Raw genomic sequence first — 19,987 nt, forward strand, 5'->3', positions numbered from 1 at the left:
GCGCTCACGCGAGGGCCGCCCGGGCCTTGAGCGGCTCCCACCAGGCGCGGTTGTCCCGGTACCAGGCGATGGTGTCGGCCAGGCCGTCGGCGAAGGAGACCTGCGGCTCGTAGCCGAGCTCCTCGCGGATCCGGGTGATGTCGAGGAGTAGCGCAGGTCGTGGCCCTTGCGGTCCTGGACGTGCTCGACCATCTCCCAGCCCGCGCCGGCCGCCTCCAGCAGCAGGCCGGTGAGCTCCTTGTTGGTGATCTCGGTGCCGCCGCCGATGTTGTAGACGCGGCCGGGCCGGCCGCCGCGCATCACCAGGTCGATGCCGCGGCAGTGGTCGGAGACGTGCAGCCAGTCGCGGACGTTGCCGCCCTCGCCGTACAGCGGCACCTTCCGCCCGTCGAGCAGGTTGGTGGTGAACAGCGGGACGACCTTCTCCGGGAACTGGTGGTGCCCGTAGTTGTTGGAGCAGCGGGTGACCACCACGTCCATGCCGTGGGTGCGGTGGTAGGCGAGCGCCAGCAGGTCGGAGGAGGCCTTGGAGGCGGAGTACGGGGAGTTCGGCGCGAGCGGCCAGTCCTCCGTCCAGGAGCCCTCCGTGATCGAGCCGTAGACCTCGTCGGTGGAGACGTGGACGAAGCGGCCGACGCCGTGCCGGCGGGCGGCGTCGAGGAGGACCTGGGTGCCCACCACGTTGGTCTGCACGAACGGGCCGGCGCCCTCGATGGAGCGGTCGACGTGCGACTCGGCGGCGAAGTGCACGAGGACGTCGTGGCCGGCGACGGCGGCGTCCACGGCCTGCTCGTCGCAGATGTCGGCGCGGACGAAGCGGTAGCCGGGGTGCTCGCGCACGGGGTCGAGGTTGGCCTCGACGCCCGAGTAGGTGAGCTTGTCGAGGACGGTGATCTCAGCCGAGGGGTCGGCGCCCAGCTGGGCGCGGACGAACTCGGACCCGATGAAGCCGGCACCGCCGGTGACCAGGATGCGCATAGTCCGGGCAGTCTAGCCGCGCCCGTCCGGGCGGTGTTCGGCCGATGCTCGGCAGGGCACGGCGGGGGCGGGCCCGGGGCAAGCCCTAGGCTGCTGTCCATGCGTGGAATCCTGCTGGCCGGCGGTACCGGGTCGCGGCTGTGGCCGCTGACCCGCGCGGTCTCGAAACAGCTGCTGCCGGTCTTCGACAAGCCGATGATCTACTACCCGCTGTCCACCCTGGTGATGGCGGGCATCGACGAGGTCCTGATCGTCACCACGGCCGAGGACCAGCCGCAGTTCGTGCGACTGCTCGGTGACGGCTCGCAGTTCGGTCTGCGGCTGGAGTACGCCGTCCAGGAGCGGCCGGAAGGGATCGCGCAGGCCTTCGTGCTGGGTGCGGACTTCATCGGGGACGAGCCGGTGGCACTGATCCTCGGTGACAACATCTTCCACGGCAGCGGCCTGGGCACCAGGCTCGCGCAGCACGCCGATCCGAAGGGCGGCGTGGTGTTCGCCTACCCGGTGGCCGATCCCACCGCGTACGGCGTGGTGGAGTTCGACGCGGACGGCCGGGCGATCTCGATCGAGGAGAAGCCGCAGCGGCCGAAGTCGCGGTACGCGGTGCCGGGCCTGTACTTCTACGACAACCGCGTGGTGGAGATAGCGCGTGGCCTGCGGCCCAGCGCCCGGGGCGAGTTGGAGATCACCGCCGTCAACGACGCCTACCTGCGGGCGGGTGAGCTCCAGGTGACCCGACTCGACCGCGGCACAGCCTGGTTGGACACCGGCACCTTCGTGTCGATGGTGCAGGCGTCGGAGTTCGTGCGGGTGATGGAGGAGCGACAGGGCTTCAAGATCGGCTGCATCGAGGAGGCCTGCTGGCGGCGCGGGCTGATCGACTCGGCCCGACTGCGCACGCTGGCCGAGCCGTTGCTCAAGAGCGGGTACGGCCGGTACCTGCTGGACCTGTTGGACGAGGAGGATGAGCGGTGAAGTTCCGCGAGTCGTTGATCGAGGGGCCTTCGAGGTCACCCCGCAGCTGCACGGGGATCCGCGCGGGCTGTTCACCGAGTGGTACCGCTTCGACCGGCTCGCCGAGGTGGTCGGGCATCCGCTGCGCCTCGCCCAGGGCAACCTGTCGGTGTCGGCCCGCGACGTGGTGCGCGGGGTGCACTTCGCGGACGTGCCGCCGGGCCAGGCCAAGTACGTGAGCTGTGTGCGCGGTGCGGTGCTGGACGTGCTGGTGGACCTGCGGGTCGGCTCGCCGACGTTCGGCCGCTGGGAGGGCTTCCGGCTGGACGACGTGGACCGGCGGGCGGTGTACGTCCCGGAGGGCATCGGGCACGGATTCTGCGCGCTCACCGACGACGCGACGCTCTCCTACCTGTGCTCGGAGACGTACAACCCGGTGGGCGAGCACGCGGTGCACCCGCTCGACCCGGAGCTCGGCATCGACTGGCCGGCCGGCACGCCGCAGCTGTCGGACCGCGACGCGGCCGCGCCCTCGCTGGCCGAGGCGCTGGCGGGCGGCCTGCTGCCGTCGTACGAGGAGTGCCGGGCGTACACCGCGGGCCTCTGACCGGCCGGCCGGGCCGGCGCACGCGGAAGGGCCCGCCCTCCCCGTCCTCGCGGACGGAGGGGGCGGGCCCTTCCGTTTGCCTTGCGGCGAGCCTGTCGTCGACAGACCAGGGTCAGATCATTACTTGATGATCTTGGTGACCTGGCCGGCGCCGACGGTGCGGCCACCCTCACGGATGGCGAACTTGAGGCCCTCCTCCATGGCGATGGGCTGGATCAGCGCCACCGTCATGCCGGTGTTGTCGCCCGGCATGACCATCTCGGTGCCCTCGGGGAGGGTCACGACGCCGGTCACGTCCGTGGTACGGAAGTAGAACTGCGGGCGGTAGTTGTTGAAGAAGGGGTGTGACGGCCACCCTCGTCCTTCGACAGGATGTAGGCCTGGGCCTCGAAGTCGGTGTGCGGCGTGACCGAACCCGGCTTGATGATGACCTGGCCGCGCTCGACGTCCTCGCGCTTGATGCCACGGAGGAGCAGACCGACGTTCTCACCGGCCTGGCCCTCGTCGAGCAGCTTGCGGAACATCTCGATACCGGTGACCGTGGTGGTGGTCTTGGTGGTCTTGATGCCGATGATGTCGACGGTCTCGTTGACCTTGAGGACACCACGCTCGATGCGGCCGGTGACGACGGTGCCACGACCGGTGATCGTGAAGACGTCCTCGATCGGCATCAGGAACGGGAGCTCGGTGGCACGGGCCGGGGTCGGGATGGCCTCGTCCACGGCCTCCATGAGGCCGAGGAGCTTCTGGCCCCACTCGGCGTCGCCCTCGAGCGCCTTGAGCGCCGAGACGCGCACGACCGGCAGGTCGTCGCCCGGGAACTCGTACTCGGAGAGGAGCTCACGGACCTCGAGCTCGACGAGCTCCAGGATCTCCTCGTCGTCCACCATGTCGGCCTTGTTCAGGGCGACGACGATGTAGGGGACGCCGACCTGGCGGGCCAGGAGCACGTGCTCCTTGGTCTGCGGCATCGGGCCGTCGGTGGCGGCGACGACGAGGATCGCACCGTCCATCTGGGCCGCACCGGTGATCATGTTCTTGATGTAGTCCGCGTGACCCGGGCAGTCAACGTGGGCGTAGTGACGCGCCTCGGTCTGGTACTCGACGTGCGCGATGGAGATGGTGATACCGCGCTGCCGCTCCTCCGGCGCCTTGTCGATCTGGTCGAACGGCGTGAAGGGGTTGATCGCCGGGTACGCGTCGTGCAGCACCTTGGTGATCGCCGCGGTCAGCGTGGTCTTACCGTGGTCGATGTGACCGATGGTGCCGATGTTGACGTGGGGCTTCGTCCGCTCGAACTTCGCCTTCGCCACTGCAGTCCTCCTGAGGACAGTTCTGTACGCCGTACGACGTCAGTTGGTCTGGATGGGATTGGGAAGGGGGCGCTGGTCGCGCCCCTTGCCGTCCCGCGGGGTGGGGTGCCGGAGGGCCCGGGGGAATCCGGTGGGATTCCCCCGGGGTGCCTCCTTCTAGCCTAAGGGGTCGGGAAAGTCCTGATTGTCAGGACTTACTCACCCTTGGCCTTGGCGATGATGTCGTCCGCCACGTTCCGCGGAACCTCGGCGTACGAGTCGAACTGCATCGAGTAGCTCGCGCGACCAGAGGTCTTGCTGCGCAGGTCACCGACGTAGCCGAACATCTCGGAGAGCGGCACCAGCGCCTTGACGACGCGGGCACCGTGACGCTCCTCCATGGCCCGGATCTGGCCACGGCGGGAGTTGATGTCGCCGATCACATCGCCCATGTAGTCCTCGGGCGTGGTGACCTCGACGGCCATCATCGGCTCGAGCAGAGCCGGGCCGGCCTTGCGAGCACCCTCCTTGAACGCCATGGAACCGGCGATCTTGAAGGCGAGCTCGGACGAGTCGACATCGTGCGAGGCACCGTCGAGCAGGGTCACGCGGACACCCTGGAGCGGGTAGCCGGCGAGGACACCGAACTCCATGGCCTCCTGGCAACCGGCGTCGACCGAGGGGATGTACTCCTTCGGCACGCGGCCACCGGTGACCTTGTTGACGAACTCGTAGCCCTCGCCGGACTCGATCGGCTCGATCGCGATCTGGATCTTCGCGAACTGACCCGAACCACCGGTCTGCTTCTTGTGCGTGTAGTCGATGCGCTCGACGGCCTTGCGGATCGTCTCGCGGTACGCGACCTGCGGCTTGCCGACGTTGGCCTCGACCTTGAACTCACGCTTCATACGGTCGACCAGCACCTCGAGGTGCAGCTCGCCCATACCGGCGATGATGGTCTGGCCGGTCTCCTCGTCGGTGTTGACCTGGAAGGACGGGTCCTCCTCGGCCAGCCGCTGGATCGCGGTGCCCAGACGCTCCTGGTCACCCTTCGACTTCGGCTCGATCGCGACGCGGATGACCGGGGCCGGGAAGTCCATGGACTCCAGGATGACCGGCTGCTTCTCGTCGCTCAGGGTCTCGCCGGTGGTGGTCTGCTTGAGACCCATGACAGCGACGATGTCGCCGGCGCCCACCGAGTCGATCTCCTCACGCTTGTTCGCGTGCATGCGGTAGATCTTGCCGATGCGCTCCTTGCGACCCTTCACCGCGTTGAGGACGGCGGTGCCGGCCTCAAGACGACCGGAGTAGACCCGGACGAAGGTGAGCTTGCCCAGGTGCGGGTCGGACATGATCTTGAACGCGAGCGCCGCGAGCGGCTCCTCGTCCGAGGCCTTGCGCGAGATCTTGACCGAGTCGTCGCCGGGCTTGGTGCCCTCGATGGACTCGATGTCCAGCGGCGACGGCAGGTACTTGACGACCGCGTCGAGCAGGGGCTGAACGCCCTTGTTCTTGAACGCGGTGCCGCAGAAGATCGGCGTGAAGGACGACTCGAGGGTGCCCTTGCGGATCGCGGCGACCAGCAGCTCCTCGGGGATGTCCTCGCCCTCCAGGGCGAGCTCCATCACCTCGTCGCTGACGTTCGACACGGTGTCCAGGAGCGCCTCGCGGTACTCCGCGGCCTTGTCGGCCAGCTCAGCCGGGATGTCGACGGTGTCGTACATCTCGCCCTTGGTGGCCTCGGGCGACCAGACGAGCGCCTTCATCTTCACCAGGTCGACGACGCCGACGAAGTCGGACTCCGCGCCGATCGGCAGCTGCATGACCAGCGGGGTGGCGCCGAGGCGGTCCACGATGGTCTGCACGCAGAAGTAGAAGTCGGCGCCCGTGCGGTCCAGCTTGTTGATGAAGCAGATGCGCGGGACGCCGTAGCGGTCGGCCTGCCGCCACACGGTCTCGGACTGGGGCTCCACGCCGGCGACGCCGTCGAACACCGTCACCGCACCGTCGAGCACGCGCAGCGAACGCTCCACCTCGACGGTGAAGTCGACGTGGCCCGGGGTGTCGATGATGTTGATGGTGTTGTCGACGCCTTCGAGCGTCCAGTGACAGGTCGTCGCGGCCGACGTGATCGTGATGCCGCGCTCCTGCTCCTGCTCCATCCAGTCCATGGTGGCAGCGCCATCGTGGACCTCACCGATCTTGTACGAGACACCGGTGTAGAACAGGATCCGCTCGGTGGTGGTGGTCTTGCCCGCGTCGATGTGCGCCATGATCCCGATGTTGCGGACCCTGGCGAGGTCAAGGGAGGTTGCAGCCATGGTGGCTCGTTCTCTCTCTGTCTAGTGACGGGGTTCGGACTACCAGCGGTAGTGCGCGAAGGCCTTGTTGGACTCGGCCATCTTGTGGGTGTCCTCGCGACGCTTCACCGAGGCGCCCAGACCGTTGCTGGCGTCCAGGATCTCGTTGAGCAGGCGCTCGGTCATGGTCTTCTCGCGACGGGCGCGGGAGTAGCCGACGAGCCAGCGCAGCGCGAGGGTGTTGGCGCGGCCGGGCTTGACCTCGACCGGCACCTGGTAGGTGGCGCCACCGACACGGCGGGACTTGACCTCGAGGGTCGGCTTGACGTTCTCCAGGGCGCGCTTGAGCGCGACCACCGGGTCGGCGCCGGTCTTCTCGCGGACGCCCTCGAGGGCGCCGTACACGATCCGCTCGGCGGTGGAGCGCTTGCCGTGCAGCAGGATCTTGTTGACCAGCGAGGTCACCAGCGGGGAGCCGTAGACCGGGTCGATGATGACCGGGCGCTTCGGGGCGGGGCCCTTACGAGGCATTCTTACTTCTCCTTCTTGGCGCCGTAGCGGCTGCGAGCCTGCTTGCGGTTCTTGACACCCTGGGTGTCGAGGGAACCGCGGATGATCTTGTAGCGGACACCAGGAAGGTCCTTCACACGACCACCGCGCACCAGCACGATGGAGTGCTCCTGCAGGTTGTGGCCCTCGCCCGGGATGTAAGCGGTGACCTCGATCCCGCTGGTGAGGCGCACACGGGCGACCTTACGAAGCGCCGAGTTCGGCTTCTTCGGGGTGGTCGTGTACACACGCGTGCAGACGCCACGACGCTGCGGCGAGCCCTTGAGGGCGGGCGTCTTGTTCTTCTCGACCTTGTCCTGCCGGCCCTTTCGGACCAGCTGCTGGATCGTAGGCACCGTTTCTCCGTTTTCTGTGTGCCAAGGCTGCGTAAAACTAACCTGTGGCGACCCCAACGCTCCGACCCACGCGGTCGGGTGTGTTGAGCCTCCTGGCGGAGGAATCACGGAATCCCATGAGCTAAGGACAGCGTCGGCGCTCGCACAGCGAGAGCGGTATGAGCGCTCTGCTCCGGCGGCCGGTCTACTGGCACGCACAAGGACCCGGGGACACCCCAGGCACGAATCAGAGCGTACCTAGCGCATCGGCGGCGGTCAAAACAAATGCAACGCCGCAGCTCACCCGGGATGGCGCCGCGCCACCGGAACGTCCTGAGAACCTCCGACCGTCCTACCACACGGGGCCACGGGCTGCCACTCGGCGGCGCCCCGGCCCCGGCCTCCCGGACGGCGCGGGGGTCAGCCGCCCGCGGCCATCGACACGGCCATGAGCAGGAACAGCAGCGCCCACCCCCGACCGACAGCCAGCCGATCACCAGGCCGGCGGTGGCCATCCCGTCGCCCTCCTCGCCGCTCTGCCGCAGCTGGTTCTTGGCGATGTGGCCGGTCACCACGGCGGGCACCCCGAGCATCCCGCCGGTCGGCAGGCAGAGCAGCCCGAGCACCATCGAGGCGACCGCCATGCCGTTGGTCCGCCGCGGGACGTAGGGCAGCGGCGGCGGCAGGAAGGTCTGCGGCACCATCGGGACGACCGGCACCGGGGCCTGCTGCGGGGCCACCATCGGACCGGACGGCAGGTCCGCCACCAGCTGCGCGAGCTGACCGTAGGTCTGCGCGCGGTGCGCGGCGTCGAACCGCTGCGAGTACTCCTCCGCCGCCAGCCGCCCCTCGGCGTACGCCGCCTTCAGCACGTCCACCGTCCGCTCCCGGTCGGCGTGCGCGGCCCGCATCGCGGACTGCGGGGTCGGGGCAGGCTGCCAGGCCTGCTGTCCGTACGGGTGCTGCGGCTGCTGAGGCTGCTGCCCCCACGGCTGTACGGCCACTGCGGCCACCTCCCGACGCCCCGTCGCGCGGTCCCCGCGCGTGTGCCTACAGGATGCAGGACGAGTGGGCGGGTCGAGTAGTTGCCGATCCGCCGTTCCGGCTTCGCCGGTGACGACCCGGCAGGGTCCGGGGCGCCCGCCGCCGGGTCGCGCCGGCCGGGCGGCCCGCGCGCTCCGGCATCATGGAGCGGGGATCGGCACCGAACGCAGGAGACACCGTGGGCAGGCGCAGCAGCAGGGACGAGCAGGGCTCGGCCGCCGACGGGCTGCTGGCGCAGGCGGTGCAGCAGGTCGTGGCGGCGCAGCCGGACGGGCTGGACCTCGCGCTGGACGTCGGTGCGTCGCTGCTGGCGGCGTCGGCCGAGCGGTGGCCGCAGGTGAGCCGGGCCCTGCTCGGGCACGCGGAGCAGGCGGTGGGCCGGTGCTGGGCGGCGGGGTGGCGGCCGGCCGACCTGGTGCGGGTGGTGCGGCGCGAGCTCGGGGCGGCGCACCTGGCGCTGGCGGTGGACCTGATCGCGGCGGAGGGCCGGCGGCACGCTGCGGCCGCGCTGGACCGGCGCTGGCACGAGCAGCTGCGGGAGCTGGCCGTCGAGGTGTGGTGGGCGGACGACGCGGAGTTCCTGTCGGAGTTCGGCGGCCGGCAGCGGCTGGACCGGTTCGCAGTGGCGACGGCGGCGCTGGAGCTGCTGCGGGCGTGGGCGCTGCTGCCGCCGGTGGCGCCGGTCGGGCCGGCGCCCGGCCGCAGTGCGGTGGCGTCGAACGTGCGGGTCGCGGGCGAGCCGCGGATGCTCGGCCGGATCCGGGCGCTGCTGGCCAAGGCCGAGTCGACGGAGTTCCCGGAGGAGGCGGAGGCGCTGTCCGCCAAGGCCCAGCAGCTGATGGCGCAGCACTCGATCGACGATGCGCTGCTGTCGGTGGGGGCGCCGTCGAAGGACTCTCCCGCGGCGCTGCGGATCGGGATCGACAACCCGTACGAGAGCCCGAAGGCGATGCTGCTGGACGCGGTGGCCGCGGCGAACCGGTGCCGGGTGGTGTGGGCGAAGGAGTTCGGCTTCTGCACCATCATCGGGTTCGACGGGGACCTGGACGCGGTGGAGCTGCTGTACACCTCGTTGCTGGTGCAGGCGACGGCGACGATGAGCCGGGCCGGCAGCCGTCGGCACCGGGACGGCGCGCCGCGGACGAAGGCCTTCCGGCAGTCGTTCCTGATCTCGTACGCGGCACGGATCCGCGAGCGGCTGTCCGAGGCGGTCGAGCAGGCCACCGCGGACGCGGCGGCCGGACGCCACCTCCGGGAGGACGGCACGGCGGAGCAGGTGGTGCCGGACGAGCGGCTGCTGCCGGTGCTGGCCGCCCGGGAGCAGGCGGTGGACGACACGGTGGGCAGGATGTTCCCGAAACTGGTGTCCCAGCGGGTGCGGGTGAGCGACGGTGAGGGGTGGATGGCCGGACGGGCCGCCGCCGACCGGGCGGCGCTGCACGGCGGGGCGGGCGAGATCCGGCGCTGAGGCCGGGTCGCCGGAGGATCGACGAGGGGGACGGATGACGGCTTACCGGGACCGGGTGCGCGGTGCGCTGCTGGGGGGCGCGGTCGGCGACGCGCTGGGCTGGCCGGTGGAGTTCCAGCGGCTCGACCAGATCCGGGCGCGGTTCGGCCCGGACGGGGTGACCGGGCTGCCGGGCCGCGGCGGGGCGGAGGGGGACCAGGTCACCGACGACACCCAGATGACGCTGTTCACGGCGGAGGGGCTGCTGCGGGGCGCCACGCCGGCGGCGCTGCACGCGGCGTACCACCGCTGGCTGCTGACGCAGCGGCTGTCCGGGCCGGAGCGGCAGCCGGACGGCTGGCTGCTGGGGCATCCGTTCCTGTACGCGTCGCGGGCGCCGGGCAACGCCTGTACGAGCGGGATCGCGGGGTGGCCGCGGTACGTGCCGGCGGCGCCGTTCGGCTCGGCCGGTCCGGTGAACCCGCACTCCAAGGGGTGCGGGACGGTGATGCGTTCGGCGCCGTTCGGGCTGCTGCGGCTGGGTGCGGACGACGCGTTCCGGCTGGCCGCGGAGTGTGCGCAGCTGACCCACGGTCATCCGACCGGCTACCTGGCGGCGGGCGCCTTCGCGGCGCTGGTGGAGCGGGTGGTGGCGGGGGTGCCGCTGCCGGAGGCGGTGGCGGCGGTGATCGACCAGGCCGCGGCGTTCCCGGGCGGCGGGGAGCTGGTGGAGGCGCTGCGGCGGGCGGTGCGGGTGGCCGGTGAGGGCGGTGCGTCGGCGGAGGCGGTCGAGCGGGTGGGGCTGGGCTGGATCGCGGAGGAGTGCCTGGCGATCGCGGTGTACTGCGCGTTGGCGGCGGGCCCGCGGGAGGCGCTGCTGCTGTCGGTGAACCACTCCGGGGACAGCGACTCCACCGGCGCGGTCTGCGGGAACCTGGTCGGCGCGGTCTACGGCCTGTCGGGGCTGCCCGCCGAGTGGACGGGCGGGGTGGAGGGCCGGGAGGTGCTGCTGCGGGTGGCGGACGATCTGGTGGCGTGCGCGGAGGGCGACCGTGCGGTGCTCGGTGCGCGTTACCCGGTGTCGGTGTGACGGGCTCCGTGCCGGGGCGGCCGGCATGGCGCTGAGCCCGGAGAGGGTCGCGGCCGAGGCGCCGGGGCTGGTGAGCCTGTACAAGAGTGCCCGGGACGGGGTGGCGCGCGCGGGCCTGGGCGGGGTCCGGGCTGCGGTGTACCTGGTGCTGGACCGGTCGGGGTCGATGCGGCCCTTCTACCGGGACGGCACGGTGCAGCACTTCGCCGAGCAGGTGCTGGCGCTCTCCGCGCACCTGGACGACGACGGCCGGGTGCCGGTGGTGTTCTTCTCCACCGCGGTGGACGGGGTCGCCGAGCTGGAGCTGGGCGGCTACCGGGACCGGATCGGCGCCCTGCACGCCTCGTACGGGCACATGGGGCGGACCAACTACCACCTGGCGATGAAGGCGGTGATCCGGCACTACCTGATGTCGGGTGCCGTCGAGCCGGCGCTGGTGGTGTTCCAGACGGACGGCGGCCCGAGTGCGCGGGGCGCGGCCCGGGAGTTGCTCTGCCTGGCCGCCGAACTGCCGGTGTTCTGGCAGTTCGTGGGGTTCGGCGACCCGGCCGACCAGGAGTTCTCGTTCCTCCACCGGCTGGACGAACTGCCGGTGCCGGGGGCCCGGTTGGTGGACAACGCGGGGTTCTTCCCGGCCGGCGCAGATCCGCGCCTGGTGGCCGACGCGGAGCTGTACGACCGGCTGCTGGCGGGCTTCGGCGACTGGCTGGCCGAGGCCCGCGCGGCGGGGGTGCTGGCCTAGGGCCTGGGCACCCTCGCGCGGGTCAGTCCCAGAGGGCGCCGAGGGCGAGCAGTTCGTCGCGGTACTCGATGCGGCCGGCCCACTCCTCGGGCCAGGCCGCCTCGCCGTGGCGGGCGCCGGCGAAGGCGCCGGTGAGGCAGGCGATGGAGTCGGAGTCGCCGCTGGAGTACGCGGCGCGGCGGACGGCGGCCACCGGGTCGTCCGGGAGCAGCAGGAAGCAGAGCAGCGCGGTGGCGAAGGCCTCCTCGGCGATCCAGCCCTCGCCGGTGATCTCGCACGGGTCGGTCTCGACGGAGGGGCGGGCGAGCGCGGCGTCGAGCCGGTCGAGGACGAAGAGGCAGTCCGCCCAACCGCGGGCGATGAATTCCTCGGGGCTGTGGTCCTGGGCGTGGGCGGCGAGGTCGCCGAGCCAGAAAGCGTCGTAGCGGCTGCGGTTGGCGTGCGCGTGCTGCCGCAGCCGGGCCGGCAGTTCGGCGGGCGGCGTGCCGTCGGCGAGCAGCCGGACGGTGTACGCGGTGAGTTCGCTCGCGGCGAGCGCGGTCGGGTGGCCGTGCGTGAGCGCGGACTGGAGCTGGGCCGGTCCGGCGAGCTGGCCGATCGTCAGGTCGCGCACCAGGCCGAGCGGGGCGACCCGCATGTTGGCGCCGCAGCCCTTGGAGCCGACGTCACTGGCCTCCTGCCAGCGGCGCTCGGCCTTGCTGAGGCGCCAACACGAGCGCAGGCAGGTCGCGCCCGGGGCGCGGTTGTTGGCGGGCGAGCGCCACCAGTCGACGAACTCCTCGCGCACCGGCCGCTCCAGGCGCAGCGGGGTGAGCGGGCCGCGCTCCAGGGCGGTGCGCAGGCCGCGGCCGAGGGCGAGGGTCATCTGGGTGTCGTCGGTGACCAGGGCGGGCTCGGGGAGCGGGAGTCGGCGCCAGTCGGGGCAGTACGCCGCGACGTGCTCGATCTCCTCGAACTCGGTGGGGTGCCCGAGGGCGTCGCCGATCGCCAGCCCCAGCAGTGCTCCGGTCGCCGCGCCCATGGCCCCTCCTCAGATCTCGACCAGGAGCTCCTGGAGCCCCCGGATGACGTAGCCGGGTCGCCACCGGGGCTCGCGGACGAGCCGCAGGCCCGGCGCGCGCCGCAGCAGTGCGCCGTACGACTCGGCGAGCTCCATTCTGGCGAGCGGGGCTCCGAGGCAGAAGTGAATTCCGGCGCCGAAGGTGATGTGCGGGTTGTCGGTGCGGCCGACGTCGAGCCGGTCGGGGTCGGTGAAGCGCTCCGGGTCGCTGTTGGCGGAGCCGAAGAGCAGGGCGACCTCGCTGCCGCGCGGGATGAGAGTGCCGCCGACCTCGATGTCCTCCAGCACCCAGCGTTCGAACATCTGGAGCGGGGTGTCGTAGCGCATCAGCTCCTCGACGGCGGTGGGCAGGAGTGCGTCCACGGCGCCGCGGAGCCGGGCGAGCTGGCCGGGGTTGCGGAACAGCGCCCACCAGCCGTTGCCGGTGGTGTTGACGGTGGCTTCGTGGCCGGCGTTGAGCAGCAGGACGCAGGTGGAGACGGTCTCCTGCTCGCTGAGCACGTCGCCGTCGTCGGTGACCAGGGCGAGGGCGCTGATCAGGTCGTCGCCCGGGTCGGTGCGGCGGGCGCGGATCAGGGCGCGCAGGTAGTCGGAGAACTCGGTGCTGGCGCGGACGGCCCGCCGGGCGGTCTCCTCGCCCGGGTTGAGTTCGAACATGCCGGTGATGTCGGCGGACCAGGGCCGCAGCAGGTGCCGGTCGCTCTCGGGGACGCCGAGCATTTCGGCGATCACGGCGACCGGGAGGGTTCGGCGACGGTGGCGACGAGGTCGCCGCCGCCGTCCGCGAGCAGGTCGTCGACGAGCCGGCCGGCGAGGCGGGCGACGGTGGGCCGCAGCGCCTCGACCATGCGCGGGGTGAAGGCCTTGGCGACGAGGCGGCGGATCCGGGTGTGGTCCGGGGCCTCCAGGTCGAGCAGGCCGTGGTCGTTGAGGGTGTGGAACGGCTCGTGGGCGGGGTCGGGGGCGGGGCGGCCGAATTCCTCGTGGGTGAAGCGGTGGGTGTAGGTGCGGCCGAGCCGCCGGTCGCGCAGCAGGGCGGAGACGTCGGCGTGACGGGAGATCAGCCACTGTCCGCTGGGTTCGTAGAAGTGGACGGGGGTCTTCTCCCGGAGCTCCGCGTAGGCGTCGTAGGGGTGGGCGACGAAGGCGGGCGACCACGGGTCGAAGGCTGCTGCCATGGGTGAACTCCCTGCTGCTCGGGGCGCTGACATGCTACGCGCGTCATCCCACGCGGGGGCCCGTCCCGGTCGGCGGGCGGCCTGGTAGCGTGCCCGCCCAGAGAATTCGAACGCGTTCAGGGGTGGAGCCGCGCCGCGGCCGCGCGCGTTCGGGGGCCGGGGGGCCAGGGGTGCGTCGCAGCACGGGCAGTCGCAGTACGGGCAGGGGGATCGCGGGCAGTCGGATCGCGGATGCGCGGGGCGCGGGCCGTCGGATGGGCGGTGGCCGGCTCAGGGGCGGCCGGCTGGTGGCCGTCGTGCCCGTCGCCGTCCTGCTGGCCGCCGTGCCGGCCTGCCGACCCGGTGGCGGGCCGACGCCGACCGGGCCGCAAAGCGCCGCGGCGGGCCCGGTGGTACCGGGCGTCGGCGGTTCGATCGCCGGGCCGGGGCGGCTGGTCATCGCCTGGTGCGACCGCTGGGGGTCGCCTCGCCGACCACCGCCGGCGGCAAGGCCGACCTGGTGACCGTGCACGCGTACGGCATGGACGAGCACCGGCCGCTGGAGGGGCGTTCCGCCGTCCTGCCGGACGGCGCCACCGCGCCGGGGCTGTGCGGGCCGCCCCGGTCCACCTCCGCCGCCGCCGACCGGCAGATGTTCAATGCCGACCTCACGCTGCTGGCCGGTACCGTCCCCGCGCCGGGCGGCGGCCGGGCCGCCGCCGCGTTCGCGCTCTCCGACGGGCGGGCCACCGCCCCGGAGCCGGGCACGGTGGCCGACGGACGCGGGCCGCTGTTCCGCACCGGGAGCTCCGCCCTCTGGTACGCCCGGGCCGACGGCCGGGTCGCCGCCCACGACCTCGCGGTGCCCGGGGCCGCACCGGCGCCCCAAGGGCAGGTACCGGGGCCGGACTTCGCGCTGGACGGCGACAGGGTCTGGTCCCGGCGTCCGCTGGAGACCAAGGCCGACGGGGTGGTCGTCGTGCCCGGCGGCGAGGTCGCCGCCGGGGAGGCGGGCGGCGGCGCGGTGCTCTGGCACCGCACCGACCCGGCGTCCTCCTACGGGCAGCAGTACGTCGAGCCGGTGCGGCTCGGCCGCGGCGACAGTGGTTCCGGGCTGCCCGGCGCCGACCAGCTGCCCCGGTGCTGGCCCCGGCTCTGGCTCGGTCCGCGGACCCTGCTCTGCATCTCGGCGGACAACCTCTACCGGGTGACGCTCGCCGACGACTTCGGTGCCGTCCGGCAGGCCGAGCCGCTGCTGCCCGCCGGCGGCCCCGCACCACCGACGCGGTGGCCTCCCCCGACGGGCGGTCCCTCGCGTACCTCACCGCACAGGACGGCGAGACCTCGCTGTACCGGCTGGACCTGGCAGCCGGTGCCCGGCCCGTGCGGGTCTCCCGGATCCCGTCCGCCGGGCCGATTCCCTCGGACAGTGCCCGCACCGTCCTGCCGGGCACCGACCGGGGCGCGCCCCGTCTGATCGCCTGGCTGTGACGGGGGTTCAGGCCCGGCTGTCGGCGATGATCCGGCGGACGAGCGCCGGCAGTGCGGTGGAGATCGGCTTGCGGATCACCTCGTCCGCCAGCGGGTCGTAGGGGGTCGGCTCGGCGTTGACGATCACCAGTCGGGCCCCCGCGTCCACGGCGAGGCGGACGAGTCCGGCCACCGGGTGGACCTTGAGCAGGGTGCCCACCGCGACGAACAGGTCGCAGTTCTGGGCGACGGCCTCGGCGTTGCCCAGGACCACCGGGTCGAGGGTCTCGCCGAACATCACGGTGCACGGCTTCAGCACGCCGCCGCAGGCCGTGCAGGCGGGGTCGGCCTCGCCGGCCGCGACCCGCGCCAGGACGTCGGCCGTCGCCCCGCGCGCGCCGCACCCGACGCACTGCACCTGCTGCGCGGTGCCGTGCAGTTCGAAGACCTTGCGGTCGGGCAGGCCGGAACGCTGGTGCAGGCCGTCGACGTTCTGCGTCAGCACCCGCACCGGCAGTCCGCTGCGCTCCAGTTCGACCAGGGCGAGGTGCCCGGCGTTGGGCCCGGTGACGGCCGCGGCGACGTCGCGCCGCATCAGCCAGGACCGCCGGCGCACGTCCGGGTCGGCGAGGTACGGGCCGATGGTGACGATTTCCTGCGCGCTCGGGTCCCGCTGCCAGAGGCCCTGCGGGCCGCGGTAGTCGGGGATGCCGGAGTCGGTGGAGATCCCCGCGCCGGTCAGCACGGCGACCAGGGGTCGCTTGGCGTTCATGGCCGGGACGGTACGCGGCGTGCGAAGGCCCGCGCCACCGAAAAACCGGGTGCGCGCCGACTGCGACCTGCTGCGGGTGCGCCGCGAGCACGCCTACCTCGTCCCGGCGGGCGCCGTGCTGCCCTTGACCCCGCGCGGACCGGTCCTCCGGATGCGCTGACGGCCGGGCCCGGCCGCGACACCCGGCGGGGGCCCGGGCGGGAACGCCGCAGGGCGGCCACCCCTTCCGGGGTGACCGCCCTGCGATCGGGACCTGACCATCAGCCGCTGTACGGGCCGTAGTCGTAGTCGTCCAGCGGAACCGCCTGGCCGGAGCCGGCGCCGAAGGGCGACAGGTCGTAGTCGTCGTAGCCGACGGCCGAGTACATCGCGGCCTTGGCCTCCTCGGTCGGCTCGACCCGGATGTTGCGGTAGCGGGGCAGACCCGTACCGGCCGGGATGAGCTTACCGAGGATGACGTTCTCCTTGAGGCCCAGCAGCGGGTCCGACTTGGCGTGGATCGCCGCGTCGGTGAGCACCCGGGTCGTCTCCTGGAAGGAGGCGGCCGACAGCCAGGACTCGGTGGCCAGCGAGGCCTTGGTGATACCCATCAGCTGCGGACGGCCCGAGGCGGGGTGACCGCTCTCGGAGACCACACGACGGTTCTCGGTCTCGAAGCGGCCGCGCTCGACGAGCTCGCCCGGGAGCAGCTCGGCGTCGCCCGACTCGATGATCGTCACGCGGCGGAGCATCTGCCGGATGATGATCTCGATGTGCTTGTCGTGGATCGACACACCCTGCGAGTTGTAGACCTTCTGGACCTCGGCGACCAGGTGGATCTGGACGGCGCGCTGGCCCATGATGCGCAGGACGTCGTGCGGGTTGGTCGCACCGGCGGTCAGCTTCTGACCGACGGAGACGGCCTCGCCCTCCGAGACCTCCAGCTTGACGCGCTTGGAGACCGGGTAGGCGATCTCGTCGCTGCCGTCGTCCGGAGTGACGACGATCTTGCGGGTCTTCTCGGTGTCCTCGATGCGGACGCGGCCCGCGGCCTCCGAGATCGGGGCCACACCCTTGGGGGTACGGGCCTCGAAGAGCTCGACGACACGGGGCAGACCCTGGGTGATGTCGTCACCGGCCACACCACCGGTGTGGAAGGTACGCATGGTCAGCTGGGTGCCGGGCTCACCGATGGACTGGGCGGCGATGATGCCGACCGCCTCACCGATGTCGACCAGCTTGCCGGTGGCCAGCGAACGGCCGTAGCACATGGCGCAGGTGCCGACCGCCGACTCACAGGTGAGGATCGAGCGGGTCTTGACCTCGCTGATGCCGTGCCGGATCAGCTCGTCGATCAGCACGTCACCGAGGTCGGTGTTGGCGGTGGCAAGGAGCTTGCCGTCCACCGTGATGTCCTCGGCGAGCATGCGGGCGTAGACGCTGGTCTCGACGTCGTCGGCCTTGCGCAGCACGCCGTCGGCGCCCACGGAGCCGATCGACAGCTTGAGGCCGCGCTCGGTGCCGCAGTCCTCCTCGCGAATGATGACGTCCTGGGAGACGTCGACCAGACGACGGGTGAGGTAGCCGGAGTCGGCGGTACGCAGAGCGGTGTCCGCGAGACCCTTACGGGCACCGTGGGTGGAGATGAAGTACTCCAGCACGGACAGGCCCTCACGGAACGACGCCTTGATGGGACGCGGGATCGTCTCGTTCTTGGCGTTCGACACCAGACCACGCATACCGGCGATCTGACGCATCTGCATCATGTTTCCACGGGCACCCGAGTCGACCATCATGAAGATGGGGTTCGTCTTCGGGAAGTTCGCGGACATGGCCTCGGCGACCTCGTTGGTCGCGCGGGTCCAGATGATGACCAGTTCGTTCTTGCGCTCGTCGTTGGTGATCAGACCGCGCTCGTACTGCTTCTGGACCTTCTCTGCCTGCGCCTCGTAGCCCTCCAGGATGGCGGGCTTGCTCGGCGGGACGATGACGTCCGAGATCGAGACGGTGACACCGGAACGGGTCGACCAGTGGAAGCCGGCCGCCTTCAGGTTGTCGAGCGTCGCGGCGACGACGACCTTGGGGTACCGCTCGGCCAGGTCGTTGACGATGGCCGAGAGCTGCTTCTTGCCGATCTCGTAGTCGACGAACGGGTAGTCCTCGGGCAGCAGCTCGTTGAAGAGCGCGCGGCCCAGGGTCGTGGTGAGCCGGAAGGGCTCGCCCTCGAACCAGGTGGTCTGGCCGTCCTCGTCGACCGGGGCGACCCAGCCGCGCGGCGGCACGGTGCCCGCGGGCAGGCGCAGCTCGATCGGGGCCTGGACGTCCAGGTCGCGGGCGTCGAAGGCCATGATCGCCTCGGCGGTGGAGGAGAAGGAGCGGCCGGCGCCCTTCACCTCGTCCCGGTCCGAGGTGAGGAAGAACAGACCGAGGACCATGTCCTGGGTCGGCATGGTGACCGGCCGGCCGTCGGCCGGCTTGAGGATGTTGTTCGAGGACAGCATCAGGATGCGGGCCTCGGCCTGCGCCTCCGCGGAGAGCGGCAGGTGGACGGCCATCTGGTCACCGTCGAAGTCCGCGTTGAACGCGGTGCAGACGAGCGGGTGGATCTGGATGGCCTTGCCCTCGACCAGCTGGGGCTCGAAGGCCTGGATGCCGAGGCGGTGCAGGGTGGGCGCACGGTTCAGCAGCACCGGGTGCTCGGCGATGACCTCTTCGAGGACGTCCCACACCACGGGGCGGGCGCGCTCGACCATGCGCTTGGCCGACTTGATGTTCTGCGCGTGGTTCAGGTCGACCAGGCGCTTCATCACGAACGGCTTGAAGAGCTCCAGCGCCATGGCCTTCGGCAGACCGCACTGGTGCAGCTTGAGCTGCGGGCCGACGACGATGACCGAACGGGCCGAGTAGTCGACGCGCTTGCCGAGCAGGTTCTGACGGAAACGACCCTGCTTGCCCTTGAGCATGTCGGACAGCGACTTCAGCGGGCGGTTGCCGGGGCCCGTGACGGGGCGGCCGCGGCGGCCGTTGTCGAAGAGCGCGTCGACGGCCTCCTGGAGCATGCGCTTCTCGTTGTTCACGATGATCTCGGGGGCACCGAGGTCGAGAAGGCGCTTCAGGCGGTTGTTGCGGTTGATGACGCGGCGGTACAGGTCGTTCAGGTCGGAGGTCGCGAAGCGGCCACCGTCCAGCTGCACCATCGGACGCAGGTCCGGCGGGATGACCGGGACGCAGTCCAGCACCATGCCCTTGGGCTTGTTGGTGGTCTGCAGGAACGCGGAGACGACCTTGAGGCGCTTGAGCGCACGGGTCTTCTTCTGGCCCTTGCCGGTGCGGATGATCTCGCGCAGGCGCTCGGACTCCTCCGCCAGGTCGAAGGACTCGAGGCGGTCCTTGAGGGCCGCCGCGCCCATCGAGCCGGAGAAGTAGGTGCCGAAGCGGTCGCGGAGCTCGCGGTAGAGCAGCTCGTCGCCCTCCAGGTCCTGGACCTTGAGGTTCTTGAAGCGCGTCCACACCTCGTCGAGGCGGTCCAGCTCGCGCTGGGCGCGGTCGCGCAGCTGCTTCATCTCGCGCTCGGCGCCCTCGCGCACCTTGCGGCGCACGTCGGCCTTGGCGCCCTCGGCCTCCAGCTCGGCGAGGTCGGACTCGGCCTTCTTGGCGCGGTTCTCCAGGTCGGAGTCGCGACGGTTCTCGATCTGCTGGCGCTCGACCGAGACGTGCGCCTCCAGGGACGGGAGGTCGCGCTGGCGGCGCTCGTCGTCGACCCAGGTGATCATGTAGGCGGCGAAGTAGATGACCTTCTCGAGGTCCTTCGGCGCCAGGTCGAGCAGGTAGCCCAGGCGGGACGGGACACCCTTGAAGTACCAGATGTGGGTGACCGGGGCGGCGAGCTCGATGTGGCCCATCCGCTCACGGCGCACCTTGGCGCGGGTCACCTCGACGCCGCAGCGCTCACAGATGATGCCCTTGAAGCGGACGCGCTTGTACTTGCCGCAGTAGCACTCCCAGTCCCGGGTGGGGCCGAAGATCTTCTCGCAGAAGAGTCCGTCCTTTTCGGGCTTCAGGGTGCGGTAGTTGATGGTCTCCGGCTTCTTGACCTCGCCGTGCGACCACTGGCGGATGTCGTCGGCGGTGGCCAGGCCGATGCGGAGCTCGTCGAAGAAGTTGACGTCAAGCACTGGTCGTCAAGCCCTCTTTCGTGATTCGAGAGTTTG

General features: G+C 71.4%; 13 protein-coding genes and 3 pseudogenes. 6 read left to right on the forward strand and 10 right to left on the reverse strand.

Annotation, left to right across the window (positions count from 1 at the left end):
* Positions 1-4: 4 nt before the first annotated feature.
* Positions 5-978: pseudogene (gene rfbB / locus ABEB13_RS17855) on the reverse strand (dTDP-glucose 4,6-dehydratase).
* 99 nt (positions 979-1,077) lie between these two features.
* Between rfbB and rfbA the strand changes: the two are divergent.
* Both rfbA and ABEB13_RS17865 read left to right on the forward strand, forming a co-directional pair.
* The gene (gene rfbA, locus ABEB13_RS17860) at positions 1,078-1,953 is read left to right on the forward strand and encodes a glucose-1-phosphate thymidylyltransferase RfbA (protein WP_345706294.1); all 876 of its coding nucleotides are present in this window, start codon (positions 1,078-1,080) and stop codon (positions 1,951-1,953) included.
* Positions 1,943-2,539 (forward strand): dTDP-4-dehydrorhamnose 3,5-epimerase family protein, encoded by a 597-nt coding sequence (locus ABEB13_RS17865; RefSeq protein WP_345706295.1) that lies wholly within the window; start codon positions 1,943-1,945, stop codon positions 2,537-2,539. The genes rfbA and ABEB13_RS17865 overlap by 11 nt, the downstream gene beginning before the upstream one ends.
* Before the next feature lie 120 nt (positions 2,540-2,659).
* On the opposite strand, the pseudogene tuf reads toward ABEB13_RS17865, so the two are convergent.
* The 5 genes and pseudogenes from tuf to ABEB13_RS17890 all read right to left on the reverse strand — a co-directional run bounded on the left by tuf (position 2,660) and on the right by ABEB13_RS17890 (position 8,019).
* Positions 2,660-3,852 (reverse strand): annotated as a pseudogene (tuf, locus tag ABEB13_RS17870) (elongation factor Tu).
* A gap of 194 nt (positions 3,853-4,046) precedes the next feature.
* Complete coding sequence (fusA, locus tag ABEB13_RS17875) at positions 4,047-6,152, reverse strand: elongation factor G (RefSeq protein ID WP_345706296.1); 2,106 nt, start codon at positions 6,150-6,152, stop codon at positions 4,047-4,049.
* Positions 6,153-6,191: 39 nt separating this feature from the next.
* Positions 6,192-6,662, reverse strand: a complete 471-nt coding sequence (gene rpsG / locus ABEB13_RS17880; protein ID WP_030263556.1) for a 30S ribosomal protein S7 — start codon at positions 6,660-6,662, stop codon at positions 6,192-6,194.
* A 2-nt stretch (positions 6,663-6,664) separates the two neighbouring features.
* Positions 6,665-7,036 (reverse strand): 30S ribosomal protein S12, encoded by a 372-nt coding sequence (gene rpsL, locus ABEB13_RS17885; protein WP_014144289.1) that lies wholly within the window; start codon positions 7,034-7,036, stop codon positions 6,665-6,667.
* 104 nt (positions 7,037-7,140) lie between these two features.
* Complete coding sequence (locus ABEB13_RS17890) at positions 7,141-8,019, reverse strand: DUF1707 and DUF4190 domain-containing protein (RefSeq protein WP_345706297.1); 879 nt, start codon at positions 8,017-8,019, stop codon at positions 7,141-7,143.
* A gap of 218 nt (positions 8,020-8,237) precedes the next feature.
* Between ABEB13_RS17890 and ABEB13_RS17895 the strand changes: the two genes are divergently transcribed.
* From ABEB13_RS17895 to ABEB13_RS17905, 3 genes are read left to right on the forward strand one after another with little or no spacing between them, the layout of a single operon-like run.
* Positions 8,238-9,527, forward strand: a complete 1,290-nt coding sequence (locus ABEB13_RS17895; RefSeq protein ID WP_345706298.1) for a DUF2786 domain-containing protein — start codon at positions 8,238-8,240, stop codon at positions 9,525-9,527.
* 34 nt (positions 9,528-9,561) lie between these two features.
* Entirely contained in the window at positions 9,562-10,596 is a 1,035-nt protein-coding gene (locus ABEB13_RS17900; RefSeq protein WP_345706299.1) for an ADP-ribosylglycohydrolase family protein, read from the forward strand.
* A 25-nt stretch (positions 10,597-10,621) separates the two neighbouring features.
* The gene (locus ABEB13_RS17905) at positions 10,622-11,338 is read left to right on the forward strand and encodes a VWA domain-containing protein (RefSeq protein WP_345706300.1); all 717 of its coding nucleotides are present in this window, start codon (positions 10,622-10,624) and stop codon (positions 11,336-11,338) included.
* Positions 11,339-11,360: 22 nt separating this feature from the next.
* Here the strand turns inward: ABEB13_RS17905 and ABEB13_RS17910 are convergent, their stop codons facing one another.
* Together ABEB13_RS17910 and ABEB13_RS17915 are read right to left on the reverse strand one after the other, a co-directional pair.
* Positions 11,361-12,359 (reverse strand): ADP-ribosylglycohydrolase family protein, encoded by a 999-nt coding sequence (locus ABEB13_RS17910; RefSeq protein WP_345706301.1) that lies wholly within the window; start codon positions 12,357-12,359, stop codon positions 11,361-11,363.
* 9 nt (positions 12,360-12,368) lie between these two features.
* A pseudogene (locus ABEB13_RS17915) lies at positions 12,369-13,576 on the reverse strand (cytochrome P450).
* Positions 13,577-14,021: 445 nt separating this feature from the next.
* Between ABEB13_RS17915 and ABEB13_RS17920 the strand changes: the two are divergent.
* On the forward strand, positions 14,022-15,032 hold the full coding sequence (locus ABEB13_RS17920) for a hypothetical protein (RefSeq protein ID WP_345706302.1): 1,011 nt from the start codon (positions 14,022-14,024) through the stop codon (positions 15,030-15,032).
* Between the two features lie 21 nt (positions 15,033-15,053).
* On the opposite strand, the gene ABEB13_RS17925 is transcribed toward ABEB13_RS17920, so the two are convergent.
* Entirely contained in the window at positions 15,054-15,797 is a 744-nt protein-coding gene (locus ABEB13_RS17925) for an SIR2 family NAD-dependent protein deacylase (protein WP_345706303.1), read from the reverse strand.
* Between the two features lie 260 nt (positions 15,798-16,057).
* A complete protein-coding gene (locus ABEB13_RS17930) occupies positions 16,058-19,951 on the reverse strand; it encodes a DNA-directed RNA polymerase subunit beta' (RefSeq protein WP_345706304.1) in 3,894 nt (1,297 codons plus the stop codon).
* Between the last annotated feature and the right edge of the window lie 36 nt (positions 19,952-19,987).

It is taken from the genome of Kitasatospora paranensis (genome assembly GCF_039544005.1).
In the GTDB taxonomy this organism is placed as follows: Bacteria; Actinomycetota; Actinomycetes; order Streptomycetales; family Streptomycetaceae; genus Kitasatospora; species Kitasatospora paranensis.

What these genes read in the sequence shown, in the direction of transcription:
- ABEB13_RS17905 (WP_345706300.1), top strand. Translation starts at nt 10,622, where the DNA reads ATGGCGCTGAGCCCGGAGAGGGTCGCGGCCGAGGCGCCGGGGCTGGTG.
- fusA (WP_345706296.1), bottom strand. Translation starts at nt 6,152, where the DNA reads ATGGCTGCAACCTCCCTTGACCTCGCCAGGGTCCGCAACATCGGGATC.
- ABEB13_RS17865 (WP_345706295.1), top strand. Translation starts at nt 1,943, where the DNA reads ATGAGCGGTGAAGTTCCGCGAGTCGTTGATCGAGGGGCCTTCGAGGTC.
- rfbA (WP_345706294.1), top strand. Translation starts at nt 1,078, where the DNA reads ATGCGTGGAATCCTGCTGGCCGGCGGTACCGGGTCGCGGCTGTGGCCG.
- rpsG (WP_030263556.1), bottom strand. Translation starts at nt 6,662, where the DNA reads ATGCCTCGTAAGGGCCCCGCCCCGAAGCGCCCGGTCATCATCGACCCG.
- ABEB13_RS17925 (WP_345706303.1), bottom strand. Translation starts at nt 15,797, where the DNA reads ATGAACGCCAAGCGACCCCTGGTCGCCGTGCTGACCGGCGCGGGGATC.
- ABEB13_RS17900 (WP_345706299.1), top strand. Translation starts at nt 9,562, where the DNA reads ATGACGGCTTACCGGGACCGGGTGCGCGGTGCGCTGCTGGGGGGCGCG.
- ABEB13_RS17910 (WP_345706301.1), bottom strand. Translation starts at nt 12,359, where the DNA reads ATGGGCGCGGCGACCGGAGCACTGCTGGGGCTGGCGATCGGCGACGCC.